Source organism: Chitinophaga ginsengisoli (assembly GCF_003014595.1).
In the GTDB taxonomy this organism is placed as follows: Bacteria; Bacteroidota; Bacteroidia; order Chitinophagales; family Chitinophagaceae; genus Chitinophaga; species Chitinophaga ginsengisoli.
Map to the genome: position 1 here is coordinate 839,295 of NZ_PYGK01000001.1, position 25,429 is coordinate 864,723.

Genomic DNA, 25,429 nt, shown 5'->3' on the forward strand with positions numbered 1-25,429 from the left:
TAATATAGATTTTCGAACTATTTTTACAACTCGTTCTAAACACTATTGCATGTATAATTGCATGATCAGAAAGGCAACTGTAAACCTTGTCTTAATTTGTTGCATCCTATTCTCTCTGTCTGTCAGTGCCCAGATTTCAACCGGTAATCTGGACGGACGAACAAATACCATTAACACAGCGGTACCTTTTCTACGTATTTCTCCTGATGCAAGGGCAGGAGCCATGGGAGACGCCGGCGTAGCCACTTCTGCCGATGCGAATTCCATCTACTGGAACCTTGCGAAGATCCCGTTTGCAACGACCCGCTCCGCCATTTCTGTGACTTATACCCCCTGGTTGAAAGAACTCGTGAACGACGTGTTCCTGGCTAACCTCTCAGGGTATTATCAGATGGACGAGTTCCAGACAATTTCCGCATCGCTGCGTTACTTCTCTTTAGGTACCATCAACTTTACGGACGTTACTGGTATGCCTACTTACGACTACCATCCACGTGAATTTGCATTTGATGCAGGTTATGCCCGTAAATTATCAGATCACTTCTCAGTAGCCCTGGCTGGACGTTATATTTACTCCAACCTGGCCAGCGGTGATATCAACGGTCGTGTGGTAAGGCCAGGTAAAGCGTTTGCAACTGACCTGTCCCTGTTCTACACCAAAGATTTCGAAAAAGACAATAGCACTGTAAATACATGGAATGTTGGTATGGCCCTCACTAACATTGGTACCAAGATCTCCTATACAGAATCTGCTACCAACAAAGACTTCCTGCCTACCAACTTAGGACTGGGTACTGCTTATACTTTTGGAATGGACCCAACCAGCAAATTGATGTTCACGCTCGACCTGAATAAACTGCTGGTTCCTACTCCTGACAGTACCGGGGCTTATCGGGAAAAATCAACCATTTCCGGTATGTTCTCCTCCTTTGGTGATGCACCGGGTGGTTTTAAAGAAGAACTGCAGGAAGTAACTGTTTCCCTGGGCGGTGAGTACAGCTACAATGACCAGTTCTTTGTACGTGCCGGTTATTTCTACGAAAACAAGAACAAGGGTAACCGTAAATACGTAACAGCGGGTCTGGGTGTCAAATACAACATGTTCGGACTGAACTTCTCTTACCTGGTACCTTCAGGCAATGGTATCCAGCGTAACCCGCTGTCCAATACCCTGCGTTTCTCTCTGATCTTTGACCTCGGTCACAAGGAAGAAGAGGAGGGTAACAACTGGTAATAGCTGGTAGTGAAATAGTTAATGTTTTTTTAAAATATAAGAATCCTCCGGAAATACCCGGAGGATTTTTAATTTGCGCTAATTTTAAGCGTCTAAAGCTTATATTTCAAAGTTTATACATCTGTCATGACTAAATTGCGCATTGGCCTTGGGGTAGATTTTCATCAGTTAACGGAAGGACGGGATTTCTGGTTAGGGGGAGTATTGGTACCACACCATAAAGGAGCCCTGGGACATAGTGATGCAGATGTGCTGTTGCACGCCATTTGCGATGCTATGTTGGGAGCTGCCAGCCTGGGGGATATCGGACTACACTTTCCCGACACGGATAATACCTATAAAAACATAGACAGCAAGATACTGCTGAAGCGTACGCTGGAGCTGATCACCGAAAAGGGATACCAGGTAGTGAACATTGATAGTACACTTTGCCTGCAGGCGCCCAAGATCAAGCCATATGTGGTACAGATGCAGGAAACCATCGCCGGTATACTGAATATCTCCACAGAAGAAGTGTCTATAAAGGCAACCACAACAGAGAAATTAGGTTTTGTAGGCCGTGAGGAAGGAGTGGTAGCTTATGCAACCGTCCTGCTGGAAAAGGGAGGAGAGCGTTAACGGACTATGGACTATTTAAAATACCTTTGCAATAATGGCAGCTATTACAGTAAAGATCATCAATAAATCCGCCAATCCGCTACCGGCCTATGCCACAGCAGAAGCGGCCGGGATGGACCTCCGGGCCAACCTGGAAACAGCTATCACCCTGCAACCTCTCGAAAGGATGCTGGTACCCACCGGTCTGTTCATTGAGCTGCCTACGGGGTATGAGGCCCAGATCAGGCCACGCAGTGGTCTGGCTATCAAACAGGGACTTACCCTGCTGAATACTCCTGGTACCATTGACGCTGACTACAGAGGGGAAATCAAGATCATAATGATCAACCTGTCAAACGAGCCGCAGGCTATTGCGCCCGGTGAAAGGATTGCCCAGATGGTGATAGCGCCATTCGTACAGGCCCACCTTGAAGCAGTGGAACTGCTGACAGAAACAGAACGTGGTGCCGGCGGTTTTGGCCACACCGGTAAATCTTAATCAATGTTCAAAACCCGGAATAACAATAGGACCTTGCCTGGAAAAAGTGGCCGGCCGGCTTTAAACCGACTGGTAGGTCGCTTACCTCTTTTTCTTTTAGCGGCAGGCCTTTGTTGTCTGGCAGAAACCGCCTGTAAATCTCCCAAACCTGTTGCTACACGTCAGTCTTTCCGCCAGGTATATTCCATTAAGGATTCTACCCTGCTGGAACAGCGTGCAGACAGCCTCTTTTATTCGGCTGAAAGGTCCAAGATACTGGGCGACTACCGCACAGCTATCACACAGTTTTCAGACTACCTTCGCCTGAAAAGGAATAATCCCACTGCTTATTATGAACTGGCCCGCCTGTTCATCGAGGTGCGTAACCCTGGTTATGCATTGGCTTTTGCCCGTAAGGCAGTGAGCCTGGACGGCTCCAATAAATGGTTCCAGATCACACTGGCAGATGCCTTCGGGGTCAATGTCCAGTTTGACAGTGCTGCCGTTGTATATGGCCACCTGGCTACTGCGTATCCTGCCAATGATGAGTATCTGTACAATAAAGGAATGTTCCTGTCAAAGGCAGATAAATCCGAAGATGCGCTGGCCGTGTTTGATTCCCTGGAAACCAAAGTAGGTGTAATAGAAGAACTGGCCTTCCAGAAACAGCGGCTTTATCTCAAGCTGAATAGGATGGAAGACGCCGCCGCAGAAGTACATAAACTGATTAACCAGAACCCTGACGAAGTAAGGTATTATATCATCCTGGGGGATATCTATAACTCTAATGACCGCGTGGAGGAAGCTTCTGCCATCTATAACGAGGTGCTGCAAAGGGACTCCGCCAATCCAAGGGCGCTGATTGCCCTGTCAGGGTATGCCAAGAAGCAGGGTAAACATGACCTGTACTGGAGTTACCTGACCCGCGCTTTCGCCAATCCCGATTATAGTATTGATGAAAAAGTAGCGTACGTCTATCCTTACCTGCAAATGCAGGGCGTAGACAGCAGTAAGCTGAGGGAAGGCCTGCAGCTGTCACAACTGGTTATCGAAGCGCACCCCGAAGAAGCCAAGGCTTACGCACTGCAGGCAGACATGTTCTCCCAGGCGGGTATGCTTGATAGTGCATTGGTGGATTACAACAAAGCAGTAACACTGGATTCCACACGTTTTACAGTATGGTACCAGTTGATGTGGATCTATTCCCGCAAGGAAGATTCCAATAATCTGTTGAAAGTGAGCTCAATTGTAACAGAACGCTTCCCAAGGGAATTTATGGGCCATTACTTCAAGGGGGTGGCGAACTTTTTGCTACAGAATTATCCTGCATCCATAGATGCTTTAAATATTGCATTACAGACGGGGAATGGCAACGGTGACAAGAATACGAGGGCAGATGTCTACTCCCTGCTGGGCGATGCTTATCACGCAACAGGTCAGCATCAGCAGTCAGACAGCAGTTATGACCGGGCACTGGCACTGAAGCCGGATGATGCATTGGTACTGAATAACTTTAGTTATTACCTCTCTCTTCGCGGAGAGCAGCTGAACAAAGCAGAGAGCATGTCCAAACATTCACTGGAACTGGAACCGGAAAGTACCAATTTCATGGATACATACGCCTGGATCCTGTTCCGTATGGCCCGTTATGAGCAGGCTAGGGAATGGATGGAGAAGGCCCTGCAGTCAAAAGAAGCACGCGAGAACCCTAACATGTTGGAGCACTATGGAGATATACTGTTTAACCTCCATGAAGTGGATAAGGCGCTGGAATATTGGCAGTTAGCCAAACAAAAGGGTGCCAATTCAACAGGGCTAACCCGTAAAATTGCAGAAAAACGGTATATACTTGCAACCGAAAGGGAGTAGCACACCTCCCGGGGGAAATGGGAATGTATTGAATTAAAGATCATGATGAAGCAAACATTAGCACTGATAGTATTAAGTATTGTAAGCACGGGACTCTTTTCATGCAGGCATAGCCGACAGATAGCAGGTACCTCTTTTCCTGTGACAGATACCACCCAACATAATATTATTTCAAAAACAGACAGCGCATCAGTTGCAGCTTCTAACGCTTATAACAAAGAACTGATCTCAAAACTGCGCAGTAATTATATATCCTTCAATACCTTCTCCGCTAAATTGAAGATCGACTTTGAAACGGAGGCCAAACAAATGTCAGGCATCAACGCAAACATGCGGATGCAGAAAGACAGCTTTATCTGGATCTCAGTGTCAGCGCCTATTATCGGAGAAGTGGCCAGGGCCATCATCACACCTGACAGCCTGAAAGCAATTGACAAATTTCATAAAATAGCTTACCTCCGTGATCTTAGGGATGCACAGGATGTACTGAATATCCCTTTCGATTTCAAAACCTTGCAGGACCTGATCATCGGCAACCCAGTATACCTGACAGATTCAGTATACCAGGTAGTGAAGACACCGGCAGTCATTTCTTTTACCTGCGACAGCACAATATTTACCAGCTTGTTCAACGTTTTTGCAGATGACTATATCCTGCAACAAAGCAAGGTGATGGATAAAGACAGTACACGTGGCCGTTCGGTTGAACTGACATATGGTGAATACAAATCGTTGGATAAGATTAAATTTGCTACCCGCCGCAGGGTTTTTGTGGAAGAGAAGAGTTACACGAAGATCAACATGGATTTTAACAAAATAGATTTTGATCAGCCAGTGAGCTTTCCGTTCACTATTCCATCCAATTATTCGAGAGAGTAGGGATGCACCGGAATGTATCTGAAATTTGTAAATTGCTATTTTGCAGCTATCTTTAAAACCATCATGCTGAATCTGAAGAAGTTTTTCCCGTTAATAATAATCTTAGGTTTACTATCGGCCTTGCTGCATGCACAGGCTCCCCAAATGTCGCGGGAAGAATTGGAGCATAGAAAGAAAGAATTGCAGCGTGAGATCGATGAGGCCAACGAAGCACTCAAAACTACCAAGAAATCGACAAAGGAAAGTTTGAGCCAACTGCGGGCATTGCGGGACAAGATCACGCTGCGTACCCGTCTTATCAACAATATCAACGAAGAGATCAATTTCATTAACGGTGATATCAATGCTGCCTACAGGGACATTAAGACCCTGGAGAAAGATCTTGATACCCTGAAGTCGCAATATGCTCAGCTGGTCGTGTATGCGTATAAAAATCGTAGTACCTACGACATGCTGAATTTTATTTTTTCTGCGGAGACTTTCAATGATGCTATCAAAAGGTACCAGTACCTCAAACAGTACCGGGATTACCGCCGGAGGCAGGCAGACAACATTCTTGAAACACGGGAGCTGCTGAGTAAGAAAATAGAGAGTCTGCAGGATCAGAAAGTGAAACGTTCAAGTACGCTGAAGACGGAACAGGAACAGCGCAACATACTGGAAGTAGATAAGAAAGAGAAAGATAAGGTCTTGACCGGTCTGAAGGGACGTGAAAAGGAGCTGCTGGCAGACATCAATAAGAATAAAAAAGACGCACAGAAAGTGCAGGCAGCTATCCAGGCGGTAATCCGTCGTGAGATTGAAATGGCCCGCCGGCAGGCGGAAGAAGAAGCTGCTGCGAAACGTAAGGCTGCTGCTGATGAGAAACGGAAACGGGATGAGGCTGCAAAGAAAGCAGCTGCTCTTGCCGCTGCCAATGCTGCTGCTGCGAAGAATAATAACAACAATGCTGTAGCTGAAAATAAACCAGAAACCAAGCCGGCAGAACCAGCGCCGACTCCAAAAGCACCGGCGCCGGCACCTGAGGCAGAGAAACCGGTACGTACAGAGAACGTTCTGGAAGCTACTCCGGAAGCCCTGGCGTTATCAGAAAGCTTTGAAAACAACCGTGGTAAACTACCATGGCCGGTAAGCTCCGGTCATATTATCGGGCACTTTGGCCGCCAGCAGCATGCGGTAATTGACCGTATCACAGTAGAGAATGATGGCGTGATTATCGGTACCAGCCGTGGAGCCGCTGTAAAAGCGATCTTCCAGGGAGAAGTAAGAACCGTGGCGGTTATTCCGGGAGGTGGTTCCCTGGTGATCATCAGGCATGGCCAATATTTTACCAACTATGCCCGTATGCAGACGGTAACTGTAAGAACAGGAGATAGAGTGAGCACAGGGCAGGTGATCGGTACCGCCGGTACAAACGAGCTGGAGAACCTGGGTGAGGTGGAATTGCAGATCTATAGAGGTATACAAAAGCAGAACCCGGAGTTCTGGATCAGGAAGAAATAATTGCTGAAGCAATAAAAGAAAAGGGCGTCCATCTTAGATGGACGCCCTTTTCTTTTATTGCTTCAGATAAGCTGCTGTTACTTATCAACCGACTCCAGCGCTCTGTTCATGACTTCTTCATACAGCGCTTCATATTGTGGGATGATATTATCGATATGGAAACGTTGTGCCTGTTCCAGGGCCCCTTTACGCATGCTGGCCAGTAGCTCCTCGTTCTGTAATAGCCGGAGGGCATGCTCCGCCATACTGTCCACGTCGCCTACAGGACTCAGGTAACCGGTCTTCCCATGGATGTTCACCTCCGGCAAACCACCTGCATTGGAGGATATTACCGGTACTTCTGCAGCCATGGCTTCCAGGGCGGCCAGACCAAAACTTTCATATTCGGAAGGGAGTAGGAAGAGGTCTGCAATCGACATCACGTCTTCCAGCTGTTCCTGCTTACCTACAAAGCGGATGTCACCACAAAGGTGCATGTCCCGGCACATCGCCTCGATAGCTGGTCTGTCAGGACCGTCGCCTACCAGCAGCAGCTTGACAGGCACTTGTTCTCTTACCTTCTGGAACACCTTCACTACGTCAGGAACACGTTTCACCTTACGGAAGTTGGACACATGCAGCAGGATCTTTTCGCCATTGGGTGCAATGGCGTTCCTGAAATGCAGTAATTCCGCATCCCGGCGTTTAAAGCGCTCAGTATCAACGAAGTTGTAGATCACTTCAATATCTTTCTCGATCTGAAAAGACTTATAGGTTTCTTCCCGGAGATTGTTAGATACTGCGGTGATGGCATCCGACTCATTGATCGAGAAGGTCACCACCGGAGCATAAGTCTTATCCTTACCTACCAGGGTGATATCTGTACCATGGAGGGTAGTGATAAAAGGGACTGTCCTGCCTTGTTTACTCACGATCTGTTTTGCCAGGTAGGCCGTAGAGGCATGCGGAATGGCATAATGTACGTGCAGCAGGTCCAGCTGCTGGTTCAGTATAACATCCACCATGGTGCTGCTCAGCGCAGATTCGTAGGGAGGAAAATCAAAAAGAGGGTAGGTAGGGACTTGTACCTCATGATAATATATATTGGCATGGAAGGCATTCAGTCGCACGGGTTGCTGATAGGTTATAAAATGAACCATATGGCCTTTATCTGCCAGCGCCTTACCCAGTTCTGTTGCCAGTACGCCACTACCCCCGTAAGTTGGGTAACATACTATTCCAATTCGCATGTTTTCTTGTTTAAAACTTTATAGCCAAACGCTTAGTGCCGAACGTTTAGCACAGAATGCAGAACGCCTCACGCAGAACACAGTTTTTTACGTCAATGTAGGGTACAAAATTATAACATTTTGAAATGACATTCTCTGTAAATGGTATTAGCGGCATGTTAAGCCTGCTACATAATATTTATGTATGATGAGCCCATTTGAATAACTGCGTTATTTAATTAGTTTTAGTCCCTAAATTGACGTGTTTATGAGAAATTACCTGCTGCCTGCGCTGCTGACCTTTGCCATTCCGGTATATGCACAGCACGAGGAGAGCGATTCCCTGGCTTTAAGGCAATTGGCTACTGAAGTCCTGACACATAGTAAGGCATATTCTAACCTGAAGGTGCTTACTGAGCAGGTAGGAGGTCGTCTTGCCGGTTCTCCGCAAATGGTGAAAGCCGAAAAATGGGGCGAAAAGGTACTGAAAGATGCCGGCGCAGACACTGTTTATACGCAGGCCTGCCAGGTACCCCATTGGGTAAGAGGCGCTAAGGAAGAGGTGCGCATTATCTCCCGCCGCCGCGACTTTATTCCACCGCTGAATGTATTGGCGCTGGGTAACTCAGTAGGCAGTAATCCCGCAGGGATCACCGCACCGGTGCTGGAAGTATCCTCTTTTGAAGACCTGGAAGCTAAAAAAGATCAGGTTAAAGGAAAGATCGTATTTTACAATTATGCATTCAAGCCTGAGTTCATCCGTACTTTCGAGTCTTACGGAGACGCAGTGAGATACCGTGGCCAGGGTGCCAGCCGCGCAGCCAAATATGGCGCATTGGCCGTTGTGGTAAGGTCTATGACCCATGGAGCCAACAATTTACCGCATACAGGCGCCATGCACTATAATGACTCTTTCCCTAAGATCCCCGCAGTGGCCATTGGCCTGGAAGATGCAGCGCTGCTGAGTAACCGGCTGAAAGGAGAGTCAGATCTGAAACTCTACCTGAAAACCAATTGTAAAATGCTGCCTGATACCACGGGACACAACGTGATCGGTGAGATCCGTGGTACGGAATTTCCTGACCAGATCATTACTGTAGGCGGACACCTGGATTCCTGGGATGTAAACCAGGGCGCGCATGATGATGGCACCGGTTGTGTACAGTCAGTAGAGCTACTGAGGGCCTTCAAGGCGCTGGGCATTAAACCTAAACGCACGATCCGCATCGTACTGTTTGCCAATGAAGAGAATGGCACCCGTGGTGGTCAGAAATATGCGGCAGAAGCAAAGGCAAAAGGAGAGCATCATATATTCGCATTAGAAAGCGATGCGGGCGGTTTTACACCCCGTGGCTTTTCATTCACCATGCCGGCCGAGAAACAGGCTAAAATTATCTCCTGGGCCCCTTTATTCCGCCCGTATGATGTATATGACTTTACAGCCGCTGGTGGAGGCGTGGATGTAGGAGAACTGTATGAGGCCATAGGTACCCCAATGGGTGAACTAATGCCAGACTCCCAGCGTTATTTTGATCTGCATCACGCTGCCAACGATACCTTCGAAGCTGTGAACAAGAGAGAGCTGGAATTGGGTGCTTTCAGTATGGCAGGGTTGATCTACCTGATCGATAAATACGGACTTTAATCCTTACCTGTATCAAATAAAAAATATGCGCAGATTCCTTTTTATGGTGGTGGGTGGCGTACTGGTGGTGTTGATCCTTATTTTCATGTATCGATTCTATTTTGTGTTTGGTCGCGGGGTCAAAGCCGGAGAGCTGAACTACTTCGTGGAGAAGGGATATGTTTTCAAGACATTTGAGGGCCGCCTTATCCAGAGCGGTTACCGTTCTAAACAGCCGGGTGCTCTGCAGTCAAATGAGTTTCAGTTCTCTGTGACAGATAAACGGATCGCTGATCGTTTGATGGCCTGCAGTGGAAAATTCGTAGAGCTGCACTACAAAGAGTACCTGGGCGTACTGCCCTGGCGCGGGGTCAGCAACTTTGTTGTGGATAGTGTGATCACGGTGAAGGACGTAGCGTATTAATAGAAAATACATCAGGGATAAGGTACCAGAAATGCATGTGAACATCTTGCCACATGCATTTCTGGTACCTTATCCCTGATTTTTTATTGCGCCAGCAGTAGAAATATAGCCGGTTTCTTATGTAGCTCCGGCAATTGTTGTTTCCACGCCTTTACAGACTTCGTACGGATAAATTCTTCTGGTCCGGTAATGTCTGCAGCCACACATACCTGCGTAGTGTCTTTACAGTTATCCAGTATATCTTTCAACAACTGATTATTCCGGTAGGGCGTTTCTATAAAAAGCTGCGTTTGTTGTTTCTTCTGCGATTGCATTTCCAGGTCACGTAGGGCCTTTATTCTTTCCGGTGGTTTTACCGGCAGGTAGCCTACGAACTGGAAGTTCTGGCCGTTCATACCCGAGGCCATCAGGGCCAGCAGCATAGAGTTAGGACCTACCATCGGAATGACCTGTGCATCAATAGCGTGGGCCACCTGTACTACCAGGTGCCCCGGATCTGCAATAGCCGGACAGCCCGCTTCACTGATCACCCCAATATCCTTTCCTGAGAGTAATATCTGTTTGGCGAGGGCAGTATCGGGCGGATGATTTTCATGCATCAGCAGTAACTGAAGGGCGTCTATATTGATACTTTTATCCAGCGCTTTCAGGTACCGCCTGGCGGTACGTTCGTTCTCCACAAAGAATACACTGATCTGCTGTACTACTGGTGTAACGTAGGCCGGAATAGTATGGAGGGTATCCGGGCTGAGTACAGTAGGGATCAGGTATACTTTACCAGGTTGCGCCATGCAATAATCTTTTATCTGATAAATGAATGGTAGCAGCGATTACCGCATAGGAAGGCGCCATTACCCATCCGAGAACCGGGATGAACATCAGGATATAAAACACGATGCCATTGCCTAATGCGATGCCCCTGTGTTCCTTGATAAACCGGATACTCTGCCTGGTGCTCATCTGATGGCGCTCACAGCTGTAGTCTACCATGGAAAAACCATAGAAATAGCATTCAATGAAGAAGGCAAACAGCGGCGTGATCCAGCCGACTACCGGTATGAATGACAATACGATCAGCAATATGACGGCAATGGTCTGATAGAGCATATTACGCAGCGAAATAGACACGCCTCTGACCATATCTTTGAGGAACTGCTGCATACTGAAGGGGAATTCCCGGCGCTCCAGAATAGCCTCTGTTTTCTCTGAGAGATAGGCAAACAGGGGAGAGCCCAGAATGAGGAAAAGGTATTTGTAATAGGAAAAGTACAGTAGTAAGATCATGATCCTGATGGAAAACGCCAGCAGGATAAAGAAGAAGCTGACCCAGCTGCTTTCCAGATCCTGGATCCATATCTTCAATGGCAACAGGTTAAACAGGTATTCGACAAAATCTCCGGAATATCCCCAGACGAAATAACTTCCTGTCATGAACAATATGCAGTACAGAATGCCGGGTACAAGTATCCACTTCCATAACTTGTGCTGCATAATAAACTGATGTGCTTTCCCGTAGGCCTGAATAGCGGCGAGCACTTCTCTGAATGAAAACAAAATCCTGGAATTTTAGTGATTAGTTATCGCTATAAGCATTGATCCGGTTGTAAATAACTAAAAATCAGTGGAACAATGGTAAAAAATATAGAGCGGCAATAAAAAACCTGCCAGCTTATGCAACTGGCAGGTCTTTTTGAAACGATTTATCAGATCAGAATCTTGGACACAAGGTTCTGTACTTATTACCTTCATTGCGTCTGTGTATGTAGATGATGGAAAGCTCCATACCACCACGGTAGTTAGACGCAGGTTTCAGCGTAGATATGTTCGTATCGTAAGAAGCACCGATAGTGAAACCATTGATCTCCAGACCTACATATGGGTTGATCGCATCTTTCAGACGGACCCAGCTCCCCAGATAGAAGGTAGTAGGGTTTTCGTCATCGCCATTCAGGTTGAAACCGTAAGCACCGCCGAAAGAGAATTCAGAAGCCGTACTTTGTTTCATATAGAGGGCGCTGAAGTGGAGACGGTTGCTACCATTTACCGGTACGGAACCACCACCGTGAGCTGTCCAACGGGCAGTCAGGCGGTTATTGTTCTGCGCCATGAATGTCTCTGTAGGCTGAGTGATGTGATAATAGGAAACACCCGCGTAGATATTGGATGATTCACCCACCAGACCGTTATAGAGGATACCGATATTAGGATCGAGATAGGTGATTTTTGGATTTACAAAAGTTTCACCACTTGGAATGGCAGGGTTGTAACCGTTATTATCTATCTGGTTCTCAAATACCAGTTTGGTCTGATCGAGTCTTTTTTGTACGTATGTTGCCTGTAAGCCTACTGCCAGGGTGTGATTACCTTCCGGATCCAGACCTTTATGGTAAGCAGTACTAAAGCTGAGATAGGTGGACGTCAGTGCACCGCCGCCGGTCCTGTCGTACATAGCCATAACCCCTACACCCCAGATATCCGTGTAAGACAGTACATTCTTCAGAATGCCAAAGTCTACTGCTGCAGTACCGGTGGTAAACGGAGTCGAGATACTTCTCCACTGTGAACGATAGTTCCCTGAAACACGAAAGTCGCCTGAAAACAGGCCTGTAAATGCCGGATTAAGTGTGAGTGGGGAGGCGAAGAACTGCGAAAAATGCGGGTCTTGCGCCCTGGCCGGGTTCATCAGATAAAGGGCAATCGTGAAAAACAGCAACACTTTTTTCATAAAACAATACTTAATAGTATAGGGTTTTCTCATGGTTCCATGTGAAGGTACACAATGCTGCTCATATTTCAAATTAAAAATATATAACATTGCTGATGAGAAAGCCCTAAAGTGTTATGAATGAATGACTAAACGAAATAGTTTTTCTTTGGTTGACTACTCATTTTCTCTAAAGACGATCCTATCTATCGTATTCTGGCTCTTACTGCTGTAGTTTGTTTCCAAATGCGAGGTCTCCGGCATCTCCTAGCCCTGGGACAATGTATCCTTTGGCTGTCAGTTCATCGTCAATATCACCTGCCCAAATGCTCAGGTTACTATCGGCATGTCTCTGAACATACTCTATTCCCACAGTACAGGCAATAGCAACTACGAGGTGAATATGTTTAGGTTTACCCAGGCTTTGCAGGTGTTCGATGGTTTTCACCAGGGACGCGCCTGTTGCCAGCATGGGGTCTGATAGTATGACTACCTGGCCATCAATGGAGGGGCTGGACACGTATTCCAGGCTGATATCGAAGGTGCCGTCGTGTTTGTGCTTGCGGTAAGCTGAAATAAAGGCATGATCAGCTTTATCAAAGTAGTGAAGCAAACCCTGGTGGAGCGCCAGTCCTGCTCTCAGGATGGTGGCCAGAACGGGTTGATCTTTCAACACCCGGCAACTGGCAATGCCCAGCGGGGTCTGTACTTCCTTCTCTTCGTATTCCAATGTTTTACTGATCTCGTAAGCGGCTACTTCTCCGAGTCTTTCCATATTACGCCTGAAGCGCATCCGGTCTGTCTGTACTTCCATGCTTCTGATCTCGCTTAGCCAGTTTCCTACTAACGAATTGGTGCTACTTAGATTCACTATCATGTACGCAAAATACCAAAATTTTCAGAGCCTGGAAGTGTAAATAACAATAAAGTAACGAAAAGACCGGTCATGGGCCTGAAACCCATGACCGGTCTGACACAAACAATGAATTAAGACCGGTTACAGAGAACTATTTTGTACCATGATTGTTACTGATTAGCTGAGCTTTTTTTACCAATTGAATGAACTCTGCACGATAGCCTTCTTCGTCCGTACCACGGGCATTTCCAGCTAGTTTCAGCACCTGTTCCCAGGAGGCATTCCCCTTATGTTCTGAATTGCGCAGCAACAGTCCGAAGTCTGCAACAGCAGTGGCCATACGGAAATCTTCAGGTGCTGCCGTTATATCCTGTTGTTTCCAATGTAATACCTGTGTGATCAGCTGACTGGTGCTGGCTTTAGGCTCTTTGTAACGCAGTTTGACAGTGAGTACTTCTGAACTGTTTCCGTTGGGCTGTTTGGCCAGCTGATATTTCAGTGGATCTACCGCCAGCGGCTGTTCGGTGCTTTTACCTACGGGTACGATCTCGTACAGGGCTGTTACCGTATGCCCGGCGCCCATATCTCCGGCGTCTTTTTTATCGTTGTTAAAATCCTCATTCTGCAGCATCCTGTTTTCATAACCTACCAGCCTGTACGACTGTACGTATTTGGGATTGAATTCTATCTGCAGCTTCACGTCTTTTGCAATGGTGAACAGTGTACCGCCAAATTCGGTAACGAATGTACGACGTGCCTCTTCGAAATTATCAATGTAAGCATAGTTGCCATTTCCCTTATCCGCCAGTAGTTCCAGTTTATTGTCTTTATAGTTGCCCATTCCAAAACCCAGTACAGACAGGAAAATTCCTTTTTCACGTTCCTTCTCGATAATGCGTTGCAGTTCTCCATCGCTGGAAGGGCCTACGTTAAAGTCGCCATCAGTAGCGATGATCACGCGGTTATTACCGTTCTGCAACAGGTTCTCTGCAGCTGTTTTGTATGCCAGCTGGATACCTTCTCCGCCGGCAGTAGAGCCACCCGCTTCCAGTTTATCGAGGGCATCGAGAATGGCAGTTTTGTTTTCTCCGGAAGTAGAAGGCAGTACCAGTCCGGCGGCGCCTGCATATACCACTATCGCCACTTTGTCAACGGGTCTTAACTGTGCGGTCAATGCTTTGAAGGCCTGCTTTACCAGTGGCAAACGCTGTGGGCCTGACATAGAGCCGGATACGTCTATCAGGAAAACGAGGTTGGAAGGAGGGAGGTTCTCTTTAGCAACATCCTTACCTTTCAGGGCAATACGCACTAGTTGATGTGCTGTATTCCAGGGACAAACAGCCATATCTGTATGGATGGCTACAGGTGCATCGCCGGTGGGATTGCCGTATTTATAATCGAAATAATTGATCATTTCTTCCACTCTTACTGCATCAGCAGGAGGCATATCGCCATTGTTCAGGAAACGCCTGATATTGGAATAGGAAGCGCGGTCTACATCAATAGAGAAAGTGCTTAGCGGTTGATCTGTAACTGCATGGAAGATGTTCTCATTGACAGGGCTGTAGTCTTCCGTCTGATGATCGTAGGCAACCACAGATGGGGTATAATTCATTGCGCTGGAGCCATAAATAGCTGTAACGTCGGCGGTGCTCATTCTCTTCACTTGTTTTTGCGCTCCATAACCTTTTACCACCACTTCATTCATTACTGGCGCTGGTGCTGGTTTCTCCATGACTACCCGATGTTCGAGATCTTTAAGCTTAATATCATCAGCAGTAGCGGGGACTGGTTTTAAGCGGATATTGAGTGTGCCTTTTTGGTTAAAAGGGACAAGCAGTGTATCTGTTTTGTAACCTGTCAGTGAGATATAAAGAATAGCTTGTTTTCCATCAAAAGAAAGAGTGAACTGACCTTTTTTATCGGTAGTGACTTTTGCCTGGCTGATAGCCGGGGTAACCAGTCGGACGATGGCGCCTGCCAGTGGTCTTTTGGTATTGTAGGAGGTAACAGTTCCTTCTATTTTATGTTGGGATTGCGCCCATCCGGGAGTAGATATACTGAGGATGATGAATGTTGTCAGCAGCAAGACGAGATATTTTCGCATAGCACAAGTTTTTAGTCTGCTAATAAGATGCAGTACATCTACCCAATTCCATAAAACCTGAAAAAAAAGCATGGAAGCATCACATTATTTACTTTTGCACAAATTTTAGTGCATGGTTTATAATGTAATAGGTGTAACGTCAGGTACTTCGCTGGCTGGACTGGATGTTGTTTTTGTTGCGTTGACAGAAGTAAGGGGGAAATGGACGTATGAGATAAAGGCGGCGGAACGCCTGGCATATACCCCGGAATGGGAGGAAAAACTGGGAGGCGCAGCCAACCTGCCGGCCAGGGATTATCTTCTGCTGAACAGTGAGTATGGTCATTACATAGGACATGCTGTAAATCAATTCATATCGCAGCACCAGCTGGATCACCAGGTACATTTCATCGTGGCGCATGGTCATACTGTATTTCATGTACCGGCGCAGAAAATGACCGCCCAGCTGGGAGATGGCGCCGCCATTGGAGCTGTAACCGGCTTGCCTGTTATCAGCGACCTGCGCGCTATGGATATTGCACTGGGAGGAAAGGGCGCACCTCTTCTTCCGATAGCAGAACAGCTGTTGTTCCCGGATCACCGCTACCGCATCAATCTGGGAGAGAGTGCCACGATGGCCGTTCAACAGGATGGTCAGTTCCTGGCATTTGATATCTGCCCCTGTAACTATGTGCTGGATGCCCTGGCAGGAACACTGGGTCGCGGCTTTGACGATGAAGGAAAACTGGCGGCAGGTGGTATCACAGATCAGCCATTGCTGGATGCACTGAACGGATTGGCATTCTATAGTGAAAAGTATCCAAGAACCCTGGCATCGAAGTTTGGCACAGGTACCGTAATGCCAATGATCCAGCAACATCAGTTGTCAACACAGGGTAAGCTGAATACTTATACCCATCATATTGCTGCACAGATTGAGAAAGTAGTAAAAGATTTGCAGTCACAGGAAGGAGAAGGGGGATCAAACAGTTTATTGCTTACCGGTGGAGGTACGGCAAATGCTTACCTGGTAAAAGTGATAGAAGAAGCTTTGCAGCCGTTGAATATCACAGTGACCGTTCAACAGGAGCCTTTCCGCAATGCATTAATGATCGCCTTACTGGGCGCATTACGCTGGAGACAGGAACCGAACGCTTTGTCGTCTGTAACGGGTGCTGAGAAAGACAGTGTGGGTGGCGCACTTTGGGCCGTATAAACGCATATAAAATAAAGATTGCAGGAGTGTCACACTCCTGCAATCAAATAATTTAAGAGGGAGAAATACTACAACACCGCAGCTGTAAAGCTGAACGTGTCTCCATCAAACAATCCTTTATCACTCAACTTCAGATGAGGGATCACCAACAAAGCCATGAACGATAAGGTCATGAAAGGTGCATCCAGTTTACTTCCCAGTGCCTTCGCTGCTTTATCTAATTCACTGTATCGCGCAGCTACTTCATAACCATCAAGGTTACTCATCAAACCTGCAACAGGCAAGGGCAGTACAGACGCTTCATTGTTATCCACTACGCTTACACCGCCTTTATGCGCGATCACTGCATTTACTGCCTGTGCAATACTCTCATCATCCACACCTACCACGATGATATTGTGACTATCATGTGCCACAGAAGATGCGATAGCGCCCTGTTTGAAACCAAAGTTCCTGATGAAGCCCAGGGCAACAGGAGCAGCATGATACCTATTTACAACAGCCAGTTTCAGGATATCTTTTTCTGTGGAAGAGAATAACTGACCATCCACAACAGGTAGTGTTTCCGTAAAGCTGTTGGTGATCAGCTGACCGTCCAATGCTTCAATCACTTTTACATTCGCTGTAACACCACTGGTGGTAATATGAAAGTCACTGCTTGATTTTGGCGCACAATCAAAGTTGTTGATGACAGGCGCAATAACTGAAGGTATGCGGGTTTCACCATGTTGTGCTACGGCCCTGCCGTCGATATAAGTAGCGACGATATTAAAGCTGTCAAGATTATCTGCAACAATAAAATCCGCAGGATCGCCGACACGCAATAGTCCTGCAGGTATCTTGTAATGAAGTACAGGATTCACACAAGCGGCGCGCAATACCTTAAAGAGATCGATCTTCAGTGCCAGCGCTCTTTTCACCAATATGTTGATATGACCTTCCACCAGGTTGTCAGGATGTTTATCATCACTGCAGAACATGATCTTCTCCGGATAATCGTGGAGCAGATGGATCAATGCATCGAAGTTACGTGCCGCACTTCCTTCACGGATGAGGATGTGCATGCCGTAATGTAATTTATCCAACGCTTCTTCAGCTGTAAAACATTCATGATCGGTACTGATACCGGCAGCGATGTACTTCTTTGCATCTTCTCCCCGGAGGCCCGGTGCGTGGCCGTCTATAGGCTTACCGATACGTTTTGCGGCAGCAATCTTCGCCATTACATCCGGTTGCTCATGCAGTACACCGGGAAAGTTCATCATCTCGGTGAGGTACAGTACTTCAGGCTTTTGCAAGAGATTTTCCACATCAGCTACAGTGACCTCTGCACCGGCAGTTTCAAAGATGGTTGCAGGTACACAGGAGGGCGCGCCAAAGCAGAATTTAAAGGGCACGCTCTTACCGTTTTCCAGCATATATTCCACGCCTTTCACACCCAGCACATTCGCAATCTCATGTGGATCAGATACGGTTGCAACAGTACCATGTACCACCGCCAGCCGGGCGAATTGTGAAGGCGTCAGCATAGAGCTTTCCACGTGCACGTGTGCATCAATAAACCCCGGCAGCAGGTATTGCTCATAGGTGGTCGCATCTTCCGTAATACGGGTTATGACGCCGTTTTCAACGGTAACGGTGGCAGGATATATCTTTTGCTGTAAGATATCTATCAGATTGCCGGAGATCCGGAATGAGTTTGTCATGTAAGCGCGTGTTTATGATGAATAATGCTGCAACATCGCTTTCGCTTCTGCTGCCATCTTTTCTGCCAGGTGTACAGGCTGTAATATTTTTACATTGGCCCCATAACTAAGCAGTAACATCTGTAATTCATGATTGATCACCACATTGAGCGAGATCCGGCATTCTTTATCGTTGTCCTTTTCAATCTGCTGGGAAGGATGGATCGGCTGCGACTTGATATATTTCCCCTGTAAGGGTGTAAAGGCAAGTATCACCTTTTCGGGTGCGCCCTGCGGCACCGTTACACCAATGGCGTGTTGGTAATAACTGGCGTCATCAAAGTTCTTCTCATCAAATGTTTTGTTGGTAGGCCAGAGGTCCACTATCCTGTCCAGTGCAAAGGTAAGCAGGGTGCCACCTTTAGCTTTCTGGCTTTTACCGATCAGGTAAAAGCGGTACTGGTATTCACGCAGGTGATAGGGTTCCACCCAGTGTTCCTTAGGCTCATTCCTGTCAAAGCTCTGGTATGCAATACGTATCACCTCCCGGCCCTTAATAGCATCTACGATGAAAGGTATATGTGCGGCGCCTTTATATTGCGTGGCGCGGGCAAATTTGATCAATCCTTTGTGTTCCAGCACTTCCCTGTTCTTTTTCAGGCTGGCGGCTATTTTCAGGATAGCATCCTCAAACTGTACGATGACAGGCAGGCTGCGGAATTGTTCTAATATACCGATAGCGATCTCAAGTCCCTGCAGGTCAGCTTCATCTATCGGCAGGCTATTGATGGAATAAGTGTCATCTTCATAACGATAGGTACCTGTACTGCGATCGTACAGGATGGGAGCCTGGTAATTCAATTCGGGGTCATGACGCATATCCTGGATATCTTTCTGAATAGTACGTACGGAAATGGTAGCCCCCATTTTCGCGGATACAAACTCAATAAGATCTTCCAGGGTGGGTTTTCTCAAACGCTTGTTGCGTAAACGCTCGTCTATCCAGCGGTAACGCGAAACAGCATCCTTGTTCTTAGGCATGCAGAAAAATATTTAGAGGATAAAAGTAGTTAAAATTCGCTACGCAAATTCTCTGCGTTTTGGCCGGCTACCTTTGTATTGTTATCAACAACGAATCGGTTATGAAACAGACAAATACCGCTACAGTAACCAGCTCGCAGGCCATCTCAGTTGGCCAGATCATCCTGGATGATACCAATTATCTGACCTTCTGGGGACATATCCGGAAGGACGATACCTGGCAACGTTGTGACTTTATCACTACCTACGAAGTACTTAACACGATGTTACGTTATGTACAGGACAGAAGTGATGCTGTGCAGATGACCATTGTGCAGAAGCTGGAAAACATGGAACAGATCCCGGACATGATAGATCTGGAACTGGAGCTGGGAAAAGCTGTCGTATTTGATAACATGTATTTTCGCCTGACTCGCCCCGGACATAGGGAAGACGGGAACTGGGTAGAATATACAGATGGAGAATGTTACTATATAGAACAGGTAACCCCATTACCATCAGCAAAAGTGCCCCAATTTGTCAGGCAAATAGACCACTGTATGGACATGCTGCACAAAAGCTATGAACTTTACCTGGGGTATATAGAGCTTGACTTTGAAGAAGACGCAGCACGCAAAAAAGCTGACCTGGCAGACGACCTTAAGTATACCCTGGCATATTACGCATGGAAAGAACGGACATTGTAATGTTATTCCCAATACTATCCTCATGAACCCCTGAATTGCCCCTGATGACCCCGAAAACGACCCGGTAACCCCTACGGTGTTGTGTTGCGCTTCGTAAGCGTTATCCCTTATACCATTTGCATCCAGTTGTTTGTTTAAGCTCCGCCCCGCCTGATCTACAGGCGGGGAATTAATTTTTTCAAAAAATAAGTGAAAAGTCTATAGTATTTGTAGGAAAATCCTATTTTTGAATACTCTAAAAAAAAAGCGACCTTATGAGCTTAAGATTAGGAGACATCGCACCGAACTTCCAGGCAAAGACATCACAGGGAGATATCGATTTTTATGAGTACCTGGGCAATGGCTGGGGAGTTCTTTTTTCACATCCGGCAGACTTTACGCCGGTTTGTACTACCGAATTAGGTAGAACGGCACAGTTAAAAGAAGAATTTGCAAAACGTAACGTAAAAGTATTGGCATTGAGTGTAGATCCACTGGATAAACACACTGCCTGGATCAGCGATATAAACGAAACGCAGAACGCTAACGTAGATTTTCCGATTATCGCAGACCAGGACAGGAAAGTTTCCGATCTTTACGATATGATCCATCCGAACGCATCAGAGACCGCTACTGTAAGGTCCCTGTTCATCATCGGACCGGATAAGAAGGTAAAACTGATGATCACCTATCCAGCTTCTACAGGCAGGAACTTCGTAGAAGTACTGCGTGTAATAGATTCCCTGCAGCTGACAGCAAACTACAGCGTTGCTACACCGGCTGACTGGAAAGATGGAGAAGATGTAATCGTGACAATGGCAGTGCCAACTGAGGATATTCCTAAGCGCTTCCCGAAAGGTCACAAAATCATCAAGCCTTACTTAAGAACAACGCCTCAGCCGAACAAATAAGGCGGGACACTGTTTATAAGTGAGTCAAATAAGATGTTCGTTTAGAACCTGCACCGATTGTGTGTCAGGTTTTTATTCATAAGAGTTTTTAATGGTTGGTTTTTGATTTTTACGAAACGGGGATTTCTCCCCGTTTTTTTTATGCCCGGTGGGTAAGGACCACAGGAATGGTATGAAATGAAAAAGCGATCCCCTTCCGGAAATCGCCCTTCAATATATTGATTTGTAATATGCTATAATACCAGCTCTGAACTCTGACCACTATTCTTCCTCAATTGGGTCACCACTGCCTGTATATCTTTCGGCAAAGGCGCTTCAATAACATGCTCTTCTCCCTGCTGGTCCTTAAAATGCAGCTGCCAGGCATGTAATGCCAGTCTGCTCAGCAGAGGGCGCTCTTCTTCAGTCCTTTTACCCAGCTTGTAATTTTTCTTGATGGCAGACAGGAATATCGGCGCATTCGTGCCATACAGCTCATCTACGGCAATAGGATGCCCCAGGTGCTTCATATGTACACGGATCTGGTGGGTACGGCCGGTATGGATCTGCAATTTTACAAGACTGTACAGCCCGAAGCTTTCCACTACCTCATAGTCGGTCAGGGCGTTTTTCCCCTTCTTATTCGTTACCATCTTCCCTTTTACAACGGGATGTTCCATGATAGGTTCATCTAAGCTGCCGGTAGCAGGGATCAGCTGTCCGTTTACCAGGCCCTGGTAGAATTTCTTCACATTACGGCCTTCGAATAACTGGGAATAGTACTTATGGGCGGCCTCATTCTTTGCGAACAGGATGATGCCACTGGTCTCTTTATCCAGACGGTGTACGGTGAAAATCTCGCCGTAATGCTTCCTCAGCAGTCCCTGAAGGGATTGCAACTGGTTGTCGTGCCTGTCGGGAATAGTGAGCAGGCCCGCCGGTTTGTTCAGGATAACAAAATCAGGCGTTTCTTTTATGATGATGTCGTTAATACGCATAGATTACTTAAAGTGCTTCAGCAAAATGATTTCTTTTTCTGTCAGGAAACGCCATTTACCACGATTGATATTCTTCTTGGTAAGACCGGCATAAGTAACGCGGTCCAGCTTTTCCACGTCGTATTCAAGATGTTCGAAAATACGGCGAACGATGCGGTTCTTACCGCTATGGATCTCAATACCAACCTGGGTTTTATCGCCAGCTTCCACATAACCGAGGGCATCTACGTTTGCTATTCCATCTTCCAGTGTCACACCCTGCAGGATCTTTTCGAAATCCGCTTTGGTTAAGGGCTTGTTCAGGCCTACATGGTATATTTTCTTGATATTATGCTTCGGATGCGCCAGTTTCTGAGCCAGTTCGCCATCGTTGGTCAGCAGCAGCAAGCCGGAAGTATTGCGGTCCAGGCGACCTACAGGATATACACGCTGGTCTTCTGTCACGGCGTCTTCGATCAGTTCCATCACTGTTTTACGGCCTTCAGGATCATCGGTGGTGGTGATGTATCCTTTGGGTTTGTTGAGCAGGATGTATACCAGGTTTTTCTGGATGGAGATACGTTTATTGCTGATCGCCACATCGTCTTTAGCGGTGACTTTAAAGGCTGGTTCGGTTACCAGCGTACCATTTACGGTCACTTTCCCTTCTTTCACAAAATCCACCGCCTTTCTGCGGGAGCAAAGTCCGGAGTGGGCGATATATTTATTCAGCGGCATTTCGCCGTTATTATTGCTGCTTTCTTCTTTTTTAGAAGACCTTTTGCTGAATGGAGCGCTGTCATCGCTATGGCGGGCTTTTCTCACTGCAGATTTACGGTCCTGTTTATCGGCGAACCGCTCATTGGCAGAGTCAAAATATTTTTTCCGGTTAAAGCCACTAGGCGTAGGACGTTCCTCGCGGGAACTGCCACGTTTACCTGCCTTACGTTCTGATGGACCGTGGAAGGCACTGTCATCGCCCTGAGGGCGTGGTTTGAAAGGCGTTCTGCCATTGGCGGTCTTGCGAGCGGGCTCTATACGTGGCCTGCGGGATGTCTTATCCCTTTCAGAGCGTTTGGTGCCCGGAATTTCGGATGCATTAGCGCTACGGGTACGTTCAGGTTTACCTTCTGTTGTTTTACCGGGATGGAAACTGCTATCGTCTTTTGGCTTACGGTCGGAGGAAAAGGAACGTTCGGGTCTGCCTTCCGTTCTTTTTGACGGCCGGCCGCTGTCGTCATTATTACGTTTACGGTCACCACGGTCGGTCCCGAAAGGGCGTTCCGATTTCCTGGCATCACTGCGGCCAGGGCGGGTATTTTCGTCGTTATCACGTTTGCGGTCGGTCCCGAAAGGGCGTTCCGATTTCCTGGCATCACTGCGGCCAGGGCGGGTATTTTCGTCGTTATCACGTTTGCGGTCGGTCCCGAAAGGGCGTTCCGATTTCCTGGCATCACTGCGGCCAGGGCGGGTATTTTCGTCGTTATCACGTTTGCGGTCGGTCCCGAAAGGGCGTTCCGATTTCCTGGCATCACTGCGGCCAGGGCGGGTATTTTCGTCGTTATCACGTTTGCGGTCGGTCCCGAAAGGACGTTCTGATTTCCTGGCATCGCCGCGACCAGGGCGGGCATTTTCGTCGTTATCACGTTTGCGGTCGGTCCCGAAAGGACGTTCTGATTTCCTGGCATCGCCGCGACCAGGGCGGGCATTGTCGTCATTGCCACGCTTACGATCTGAAGCGTTCGTACGCGGGGTAGATTTATTGGAACTGCTGTTCTTATTTTCCTTGAAAGGGGAAAATCCTTTCTTAGCAGGTGTATTTTTTCTCATCTGTTAAATTTTGTAATTGTTTGCAGGTAGCTGATCAACCTTTATTGGCCAATTGTCCGCAGGCGGCGTCAATGTCTTTACCGCGGCTGCGCCTCAGGCGTGCATTCACCCTGTGTTTAGTCAGGTATTCCATGAACGCTTCGGCAACGTCCTCATCCGGTTTCATAAAGCGGGCGTTGGAGATCGGATTATATTCAATAACGTTGACCAGATCTGCTGGTACCTGGCGGTATATACGGATCAGTTCATCGGCATCCTTGAAGGAGTCGTTAAAGTCCTTAAAGAGGATATATTCAAATGATATCTGGTTCTGTGTAGCTTTATAGAAATAGTTGAGGGCTTCAATCAATGCCTTCAGGTTGTTGGTATCGTTGATAGGCATGATCTGGCTGCGTTTCTCGTCGTTAGCAGCGTGCAGGGACAGCGCCAGGTTGAATTTCACCTTATCATCTCCCAGCTGGCGGATCATTTTGGCCACCCCTGCGGTAGATACCGTGATACGCCTTGGGGACATGCCCAGGCCATCAGGAGCCGTGATGCGTTCAATGGACTGTAATACGTTCTTGTAGTTGAGGAGGGGTTCACCCATACCCATGTACACGATATTACTGAGTTTCTTGCCATAGGCTTCCATTGCCTGCTGGTTCAGCAGGGCCACTTCGTCGTATATTTCGTCGTAATCCAGGTTACGTTTACGGTCCATATAGCCCGTAGCACAGAACTTGCAGCTCAGGCTGCAGCCTACCTGGGAGGAGACACAGGCAGTCTGCCTGGTATCTGTAGGGATCAGCACGCCTTCCACAAGGTGCCCGTCATGCAGGCGGAAGCGGCTCTTGATGGTACCGTCATTGCTGTGCTGGGTAGTGTCCACCGTAATGGCGGGAAGTGTAAAGTGCTGTTCTAATTTGTTGCGTAAGTCTTTGGAAATGTTGGTCATAGCGTCAAAGCTGCCGGCGTGTTTCAGCCACAACCACTCATACACCTGTTTGGCGCGGAAGGGTTTTTCCTCTATTGACCCAAAGTATTCCTGTAATTCCGGCAAGCTGAGGTGCCGGATATTTGTTTTGCCCGATTTCATTCCTGACCTTTAAATGAGATAATGTCTGCCTTACGGCAGTCGGTAGTAAGCTGCGAAGGTACGATATTTTAAGGCATTGACCATAATCTGGTACCGGTGGTATATTTCTGGTGGTCTTCACCTCTGCGTCTTCTCTCCGTCTTCTCTGCTAAACCTCTGCTTGTTCTCTCACGCTTTTTGGTTAAAATAACATCAGAGGTGTTCCTGTTTAGGTATGTTTTATAGCGGATTAACCCTTGTGCTTCTTCGACGCTAATTCGACGCTAATTCGTCGCTTGTTCGAACACTGTTCGACCGGGGGATTGTGTTAAAATAATATCGGTATGATTCCTCGCGTTATTGGCCCCGTCCCCCGGGGTTGTCATCCCGTCCCCGGGGTTGTCACCCCGCGCTACAAACAATGGGACTCCTGACGGAGTCCTATTGCCGCGAATGATTCCGTTGTGGATAAATCCCGTGTCGGGTCGTTATTATTCCGTCCCCGGGGTTGCACCCCGCGCTACAAACAATGGGACTCCTAGCGGAGTCCTATTGCTGCGAATGATTCCGTTGTGGATAAATCCCGTGTCGGGTTGTTATTATTCC

General features: G+C 47.3%; 22 protein-coding genes. 11 read left to right on the top strand and 11 right to left on the bottom strand.

All coding sequences use genetic code 11. The annotated features are described in order from the left end of the window. The first annotated feature begins 49 nt into the window (after positions 1–49). The 6 genes from porV (at position 50) to CLV42_RS03625 (ending at position 6,560) form a co-directional block, all read left to right on the top strand. Positions 50–1,234, top strand: a complete 1,185-nt coding sequence (gene porV, locus CLV42_RS03600) for a type IX secretion system outer membrane channel protein PorV (protein ID WP_106600510.1) — start codon at positions 50–52, stop codon at positions 1,232–1,234. Positions 1,235–1,360: 126 nt separating this feature from the next. Beyond that, complete coding sequence (gene ispF / locus CLV42_RS03605) at positions 1,361–1,852, top strand: 2-C-methyl-D-erythritol 2,4-cyclodiphosphate synthase (protein WP_106600511.1); 492 nt, start codon at positions 1,361–1,363, stop codon at positions 1,850–1,852. Between the two features lie 34 nt (positions 1,853–1,886). After that, positions 1,887–2,330 carry a dUTP diphosphatase gene (dut, locus tag CLV42_RS03610; protein ID WP_089834400.1) on the top strand — a complete coding sequence of 148 codons (444 nt, stop codon included), beginning with the start codon at positions 1,887–1,889 and terminating at the stop codon, positions 2,328–2,330. A 3-nt stretch (positions 2,331–2,333) separates the two neighbouring features. Continuing rightward, positions 2,334–4,178 (top strand): tetratricopeptide repeat protein, encoded by a 1,845-nt coding sequence (locus CLV42_RS03615; protein ID WP_106600512.1) that lies wholly within the window; start codon positions 2,334–2,336, stop codon positions 4,176–4,178. Between the two features lie 42 nt (positions 4,179–4,220). Continuing rightward, a complete protein-coding gene (locus CLV42_RS03620; RefSeq protein ID WP_106600513.1) occupies positions 4,221–5,057 on the top strand; it encodes a DUF4292 domain-containing protein in 837 nt (278 codons plus the stop codon). 63 nt (positions 5,058–5,120) lie between these two features. Further along, the gene (locus CLV42_RS03625) at positions 5,121–6,560 is read left to right on the top strand and encodes a murein hydrolase activator EnvC family protein (protein WP_170117376.1); all 1,440 of its coding nucleotides are present in this window, start codon (positions 5,121–5,123) and stop codon (positions 6,558–6,560) included. Between the two features lie 77 nt (positions 6,561–6,637). On the opposite strand, the gene bshA is transcribed toward CLV42_RS03625, so the two are convergent. After that, on the bottom strand, positions 6,638–7,789 hold the full coding sequence (bshA, locus tag CLV42_RS03630; protein WP_106600515.1) for an N-acetyl-alpha-D-glucosaminyl L-malate synthase BshA: 1,152 nt from the start codon (positions 7,787–7,789) through the stop codon (positions 6,638–6,640). A 247-nt stretch (positions 7,790–8,036) separates the two neighbouring features. Here bshA and CLV42_RS03635 point away from each other — a divergent pair, with 247 nt between their 5' ends. Together CLV42_RS03635 and CLV42_RS03640 are read left to right on the top strand one after the other, a co-directional pair. Beyond that, a complete protein-coding gene (locus CLV42_RS03635) occupies positions 8,037–9,413 on the top strand; it encodes a M20/M25/M40 family metallo-hydrolase (RefSeq protein WP_106600516.1) in 1,377 nt (458 codons plus the stop codon). A 25-nt stretch (positions 9,414–9,438) separates the two neighbouring features. Then, positions 9,439–9,816 (top strand): hypothetical protein, encoded by a 378-nt coding sequence (locus CLV42_RS03640; protein ID WP_106600517.1) that lies wholly within the window; start codon positions 9,439–9,441, stop codon positions 9,814–9,816. An 83-nt stretch (positions 9,817–9,899) separates the two neighbouring features. Here the strand turns inward: CLV42_RS03640 and CLV42_RS03645 are convergent, their stop codons facing one another. The 5 genes from CLV42_RS03645 to CLV42_RS03665 form a co-directional block, all read right to left on the bottom strand. Beyond that, positions 9,900–10,607: an SAM-dependent methyltransferase gene (locus CLV42_RS03645; RefSeq protein ID WP_106600518.1), complete on the bottom strand. Its 708-nt coding sequence runs from the start codon at positions 10,605–10,607 to the stop codon at positions 9,900–9,902. Beyond that, positions 10,591–11,370: an EI24 domain-containing protein gene (locus CLV42_RS03650; protein ID WP_089834392.1), complete on the bottom strand. Its 780-nt coding sequence runs from the start codon at positions 11,368–11,370 to the stop codon at positions 10,591–10,593. Before CLV42_RS03650 ends, CLV42_RS03645 begins: the two co-directional genes overlap by 17 nt. Before the next feature lie 154 nt (positions 11,371–11,524). Beyond that, positions 11,525–12,541, bottom strand: a complete 1,017-nt coding sequence (locus tag CLV42_RS03655) for a PorP/SprF family type IX secretion system membrane protein (RefSeq protein ID WP_106600720.1) — start codon at positions 12,539–12,541, stop codon at positions 11,525–11,527. A 202-nt stretch (positions 12,542–12,743) separates the two neighbouring features. After that, a complete protein-coding gene (upp, locus tag CLV42_RS03660) occupies positions 12,744–13,397 on the bottom strand; it encodes a uracil phosphoribosyltransferase (protein ID WP_106600519.1) in 654 nt (217 codons plus the stop codon). Positions 13,398–13,527: 130 nt separating this feature from the next. After that, the gene (locus CLV42_RS03665; protein WP_106600520.1) at positions 13,528–15,483 is read right to left on the bottom strand and encodes a vWA domain-containing protein; all 1,956 of its coding nucleotides are present in this window, start codon (positions 15,481–15,483) and stop codon (positions 13,528–13,530) included. Positions 15,484–15,595: 112 nt separating this feature from the next. Here CLV42_RS03665 and CLV42_RS03670 point away from each other — a divergent pair, with 112 nt between their 5' ends. After that, positions 15,596–16,678 (top strand): anhydro-N-acetylmuramic acid kinase, encoded by a 1,083-nt coding sequence (locus CLV42_RS03670; RefSeq protein WP_106600521.1) that lies wholly within the window; start codon positions 15,596–15,598, stop codon positions 16,676–16,678. Positions 16,679–16,746: 68 nt separating this feature from the next. Here CLV42_RS03670 and ade read toward each other — a convergent pair whose 3' ends face one another. Further along, a complete protein-coding gene (gene ade, locus CLV42_RS03675) occupies positions 16,747–18,384 on the bottom strand; it encodes an adenine deaminase (protein ID WP_106600522.1) in 1,638 nt (545 codons plus the stop codon). A 12-nt stretch (positions 18,385–18,396) separates the two neighbouring features. Then, a complete protein-coding gene (locus CLV42_RS03680; protein ID WP_106600523.1) occupies positions 18,397–19,404 on the bottom strand; it encodes a helix-turn-helix transcriptional regulator in 1,008 nt (335 codons plus the stop codon). Between the two features lie 101 nt (positions 19,405–19,505). On the opposite strand from CLV42_RS03680, the gene CLV42_RS03685 reads away from it, so the two are divergent. Both CLV42_RS03685 and CLV42_RS03690 read left to right on the top strand, forming a co-directional pair. Continuing rightward, a complete protein-coding gene (locus CLV42_RS03685) occupies positions 19,506–20,090 on the top strand; it encodes a hypothetical protein (protein ID WP_106600524.1) in 585 nt (194 codons plus the stop codon). A 254-nt stretch (positions 20,091–20,344) separates the two neighbouring features. Then, entirely contained in the window at positions 20,345–20,980 is a 636-nt protein-coding gene (locus tag CLV42_RS03690) for a peroxiredoxin (protein ID WP_106600525.1), read from the top strand. Between the two features lie 233 nt (positions 20,981–21,213). Here CLV42_RS03690 and CLV42_RS03695 read toward each other — a convergent pair whose 3' ends face one another. Genes CLV42_RS03695 through rlmN form a run of 3 tightly spaced genes read right to left on the bottom strand, consistent with a single transcriptional unit; the run spans position 21,214 to position 24,844 of the window. Next, positions 21,214–21,957 carry an RluA family pseudouridine synthase gene (locus CLV42_RS03695; RefSeq protein WP_106600526.1) on the bottom strand — a complete coding sequence of 248 codons (744 nt, stop codon included), beginning with the start codon at positions 21,955–21,957 and terminating at the stop codon, positions 21,214–21,216. A 3-nt stretch (positions 21,958–21,960) separates the two neighbouring features. Next, positions 21,961–23,766 (bottom strand): pseudouridine synthase, encoded by a 1,806-nt coding sequence (locus tag CLV42_RS34255; RefSeq protein ID WP_245901445.1) that lies wholly within the window; start codon positions 23,764–23,766, stop codon positions 21,961–21,963. A gap of 34 nt (positions 23,767–23,800) precedes the next feature. Then, positions 23,801–24,844, bottom strand: coding sequence for a 23S rRNA (adenine(2503)-C(2))-methyltransferase RlmN (rlmN, locus tag CLV42_RS03705; protein ID WP_106600527.1), 1,044 nt, complete (start codon positions 24,842–24,844; stop codon positions 23,801–23,803). Between the last annotated feature and the right edge of the window lie 585 nt (positions 24,845–25,429).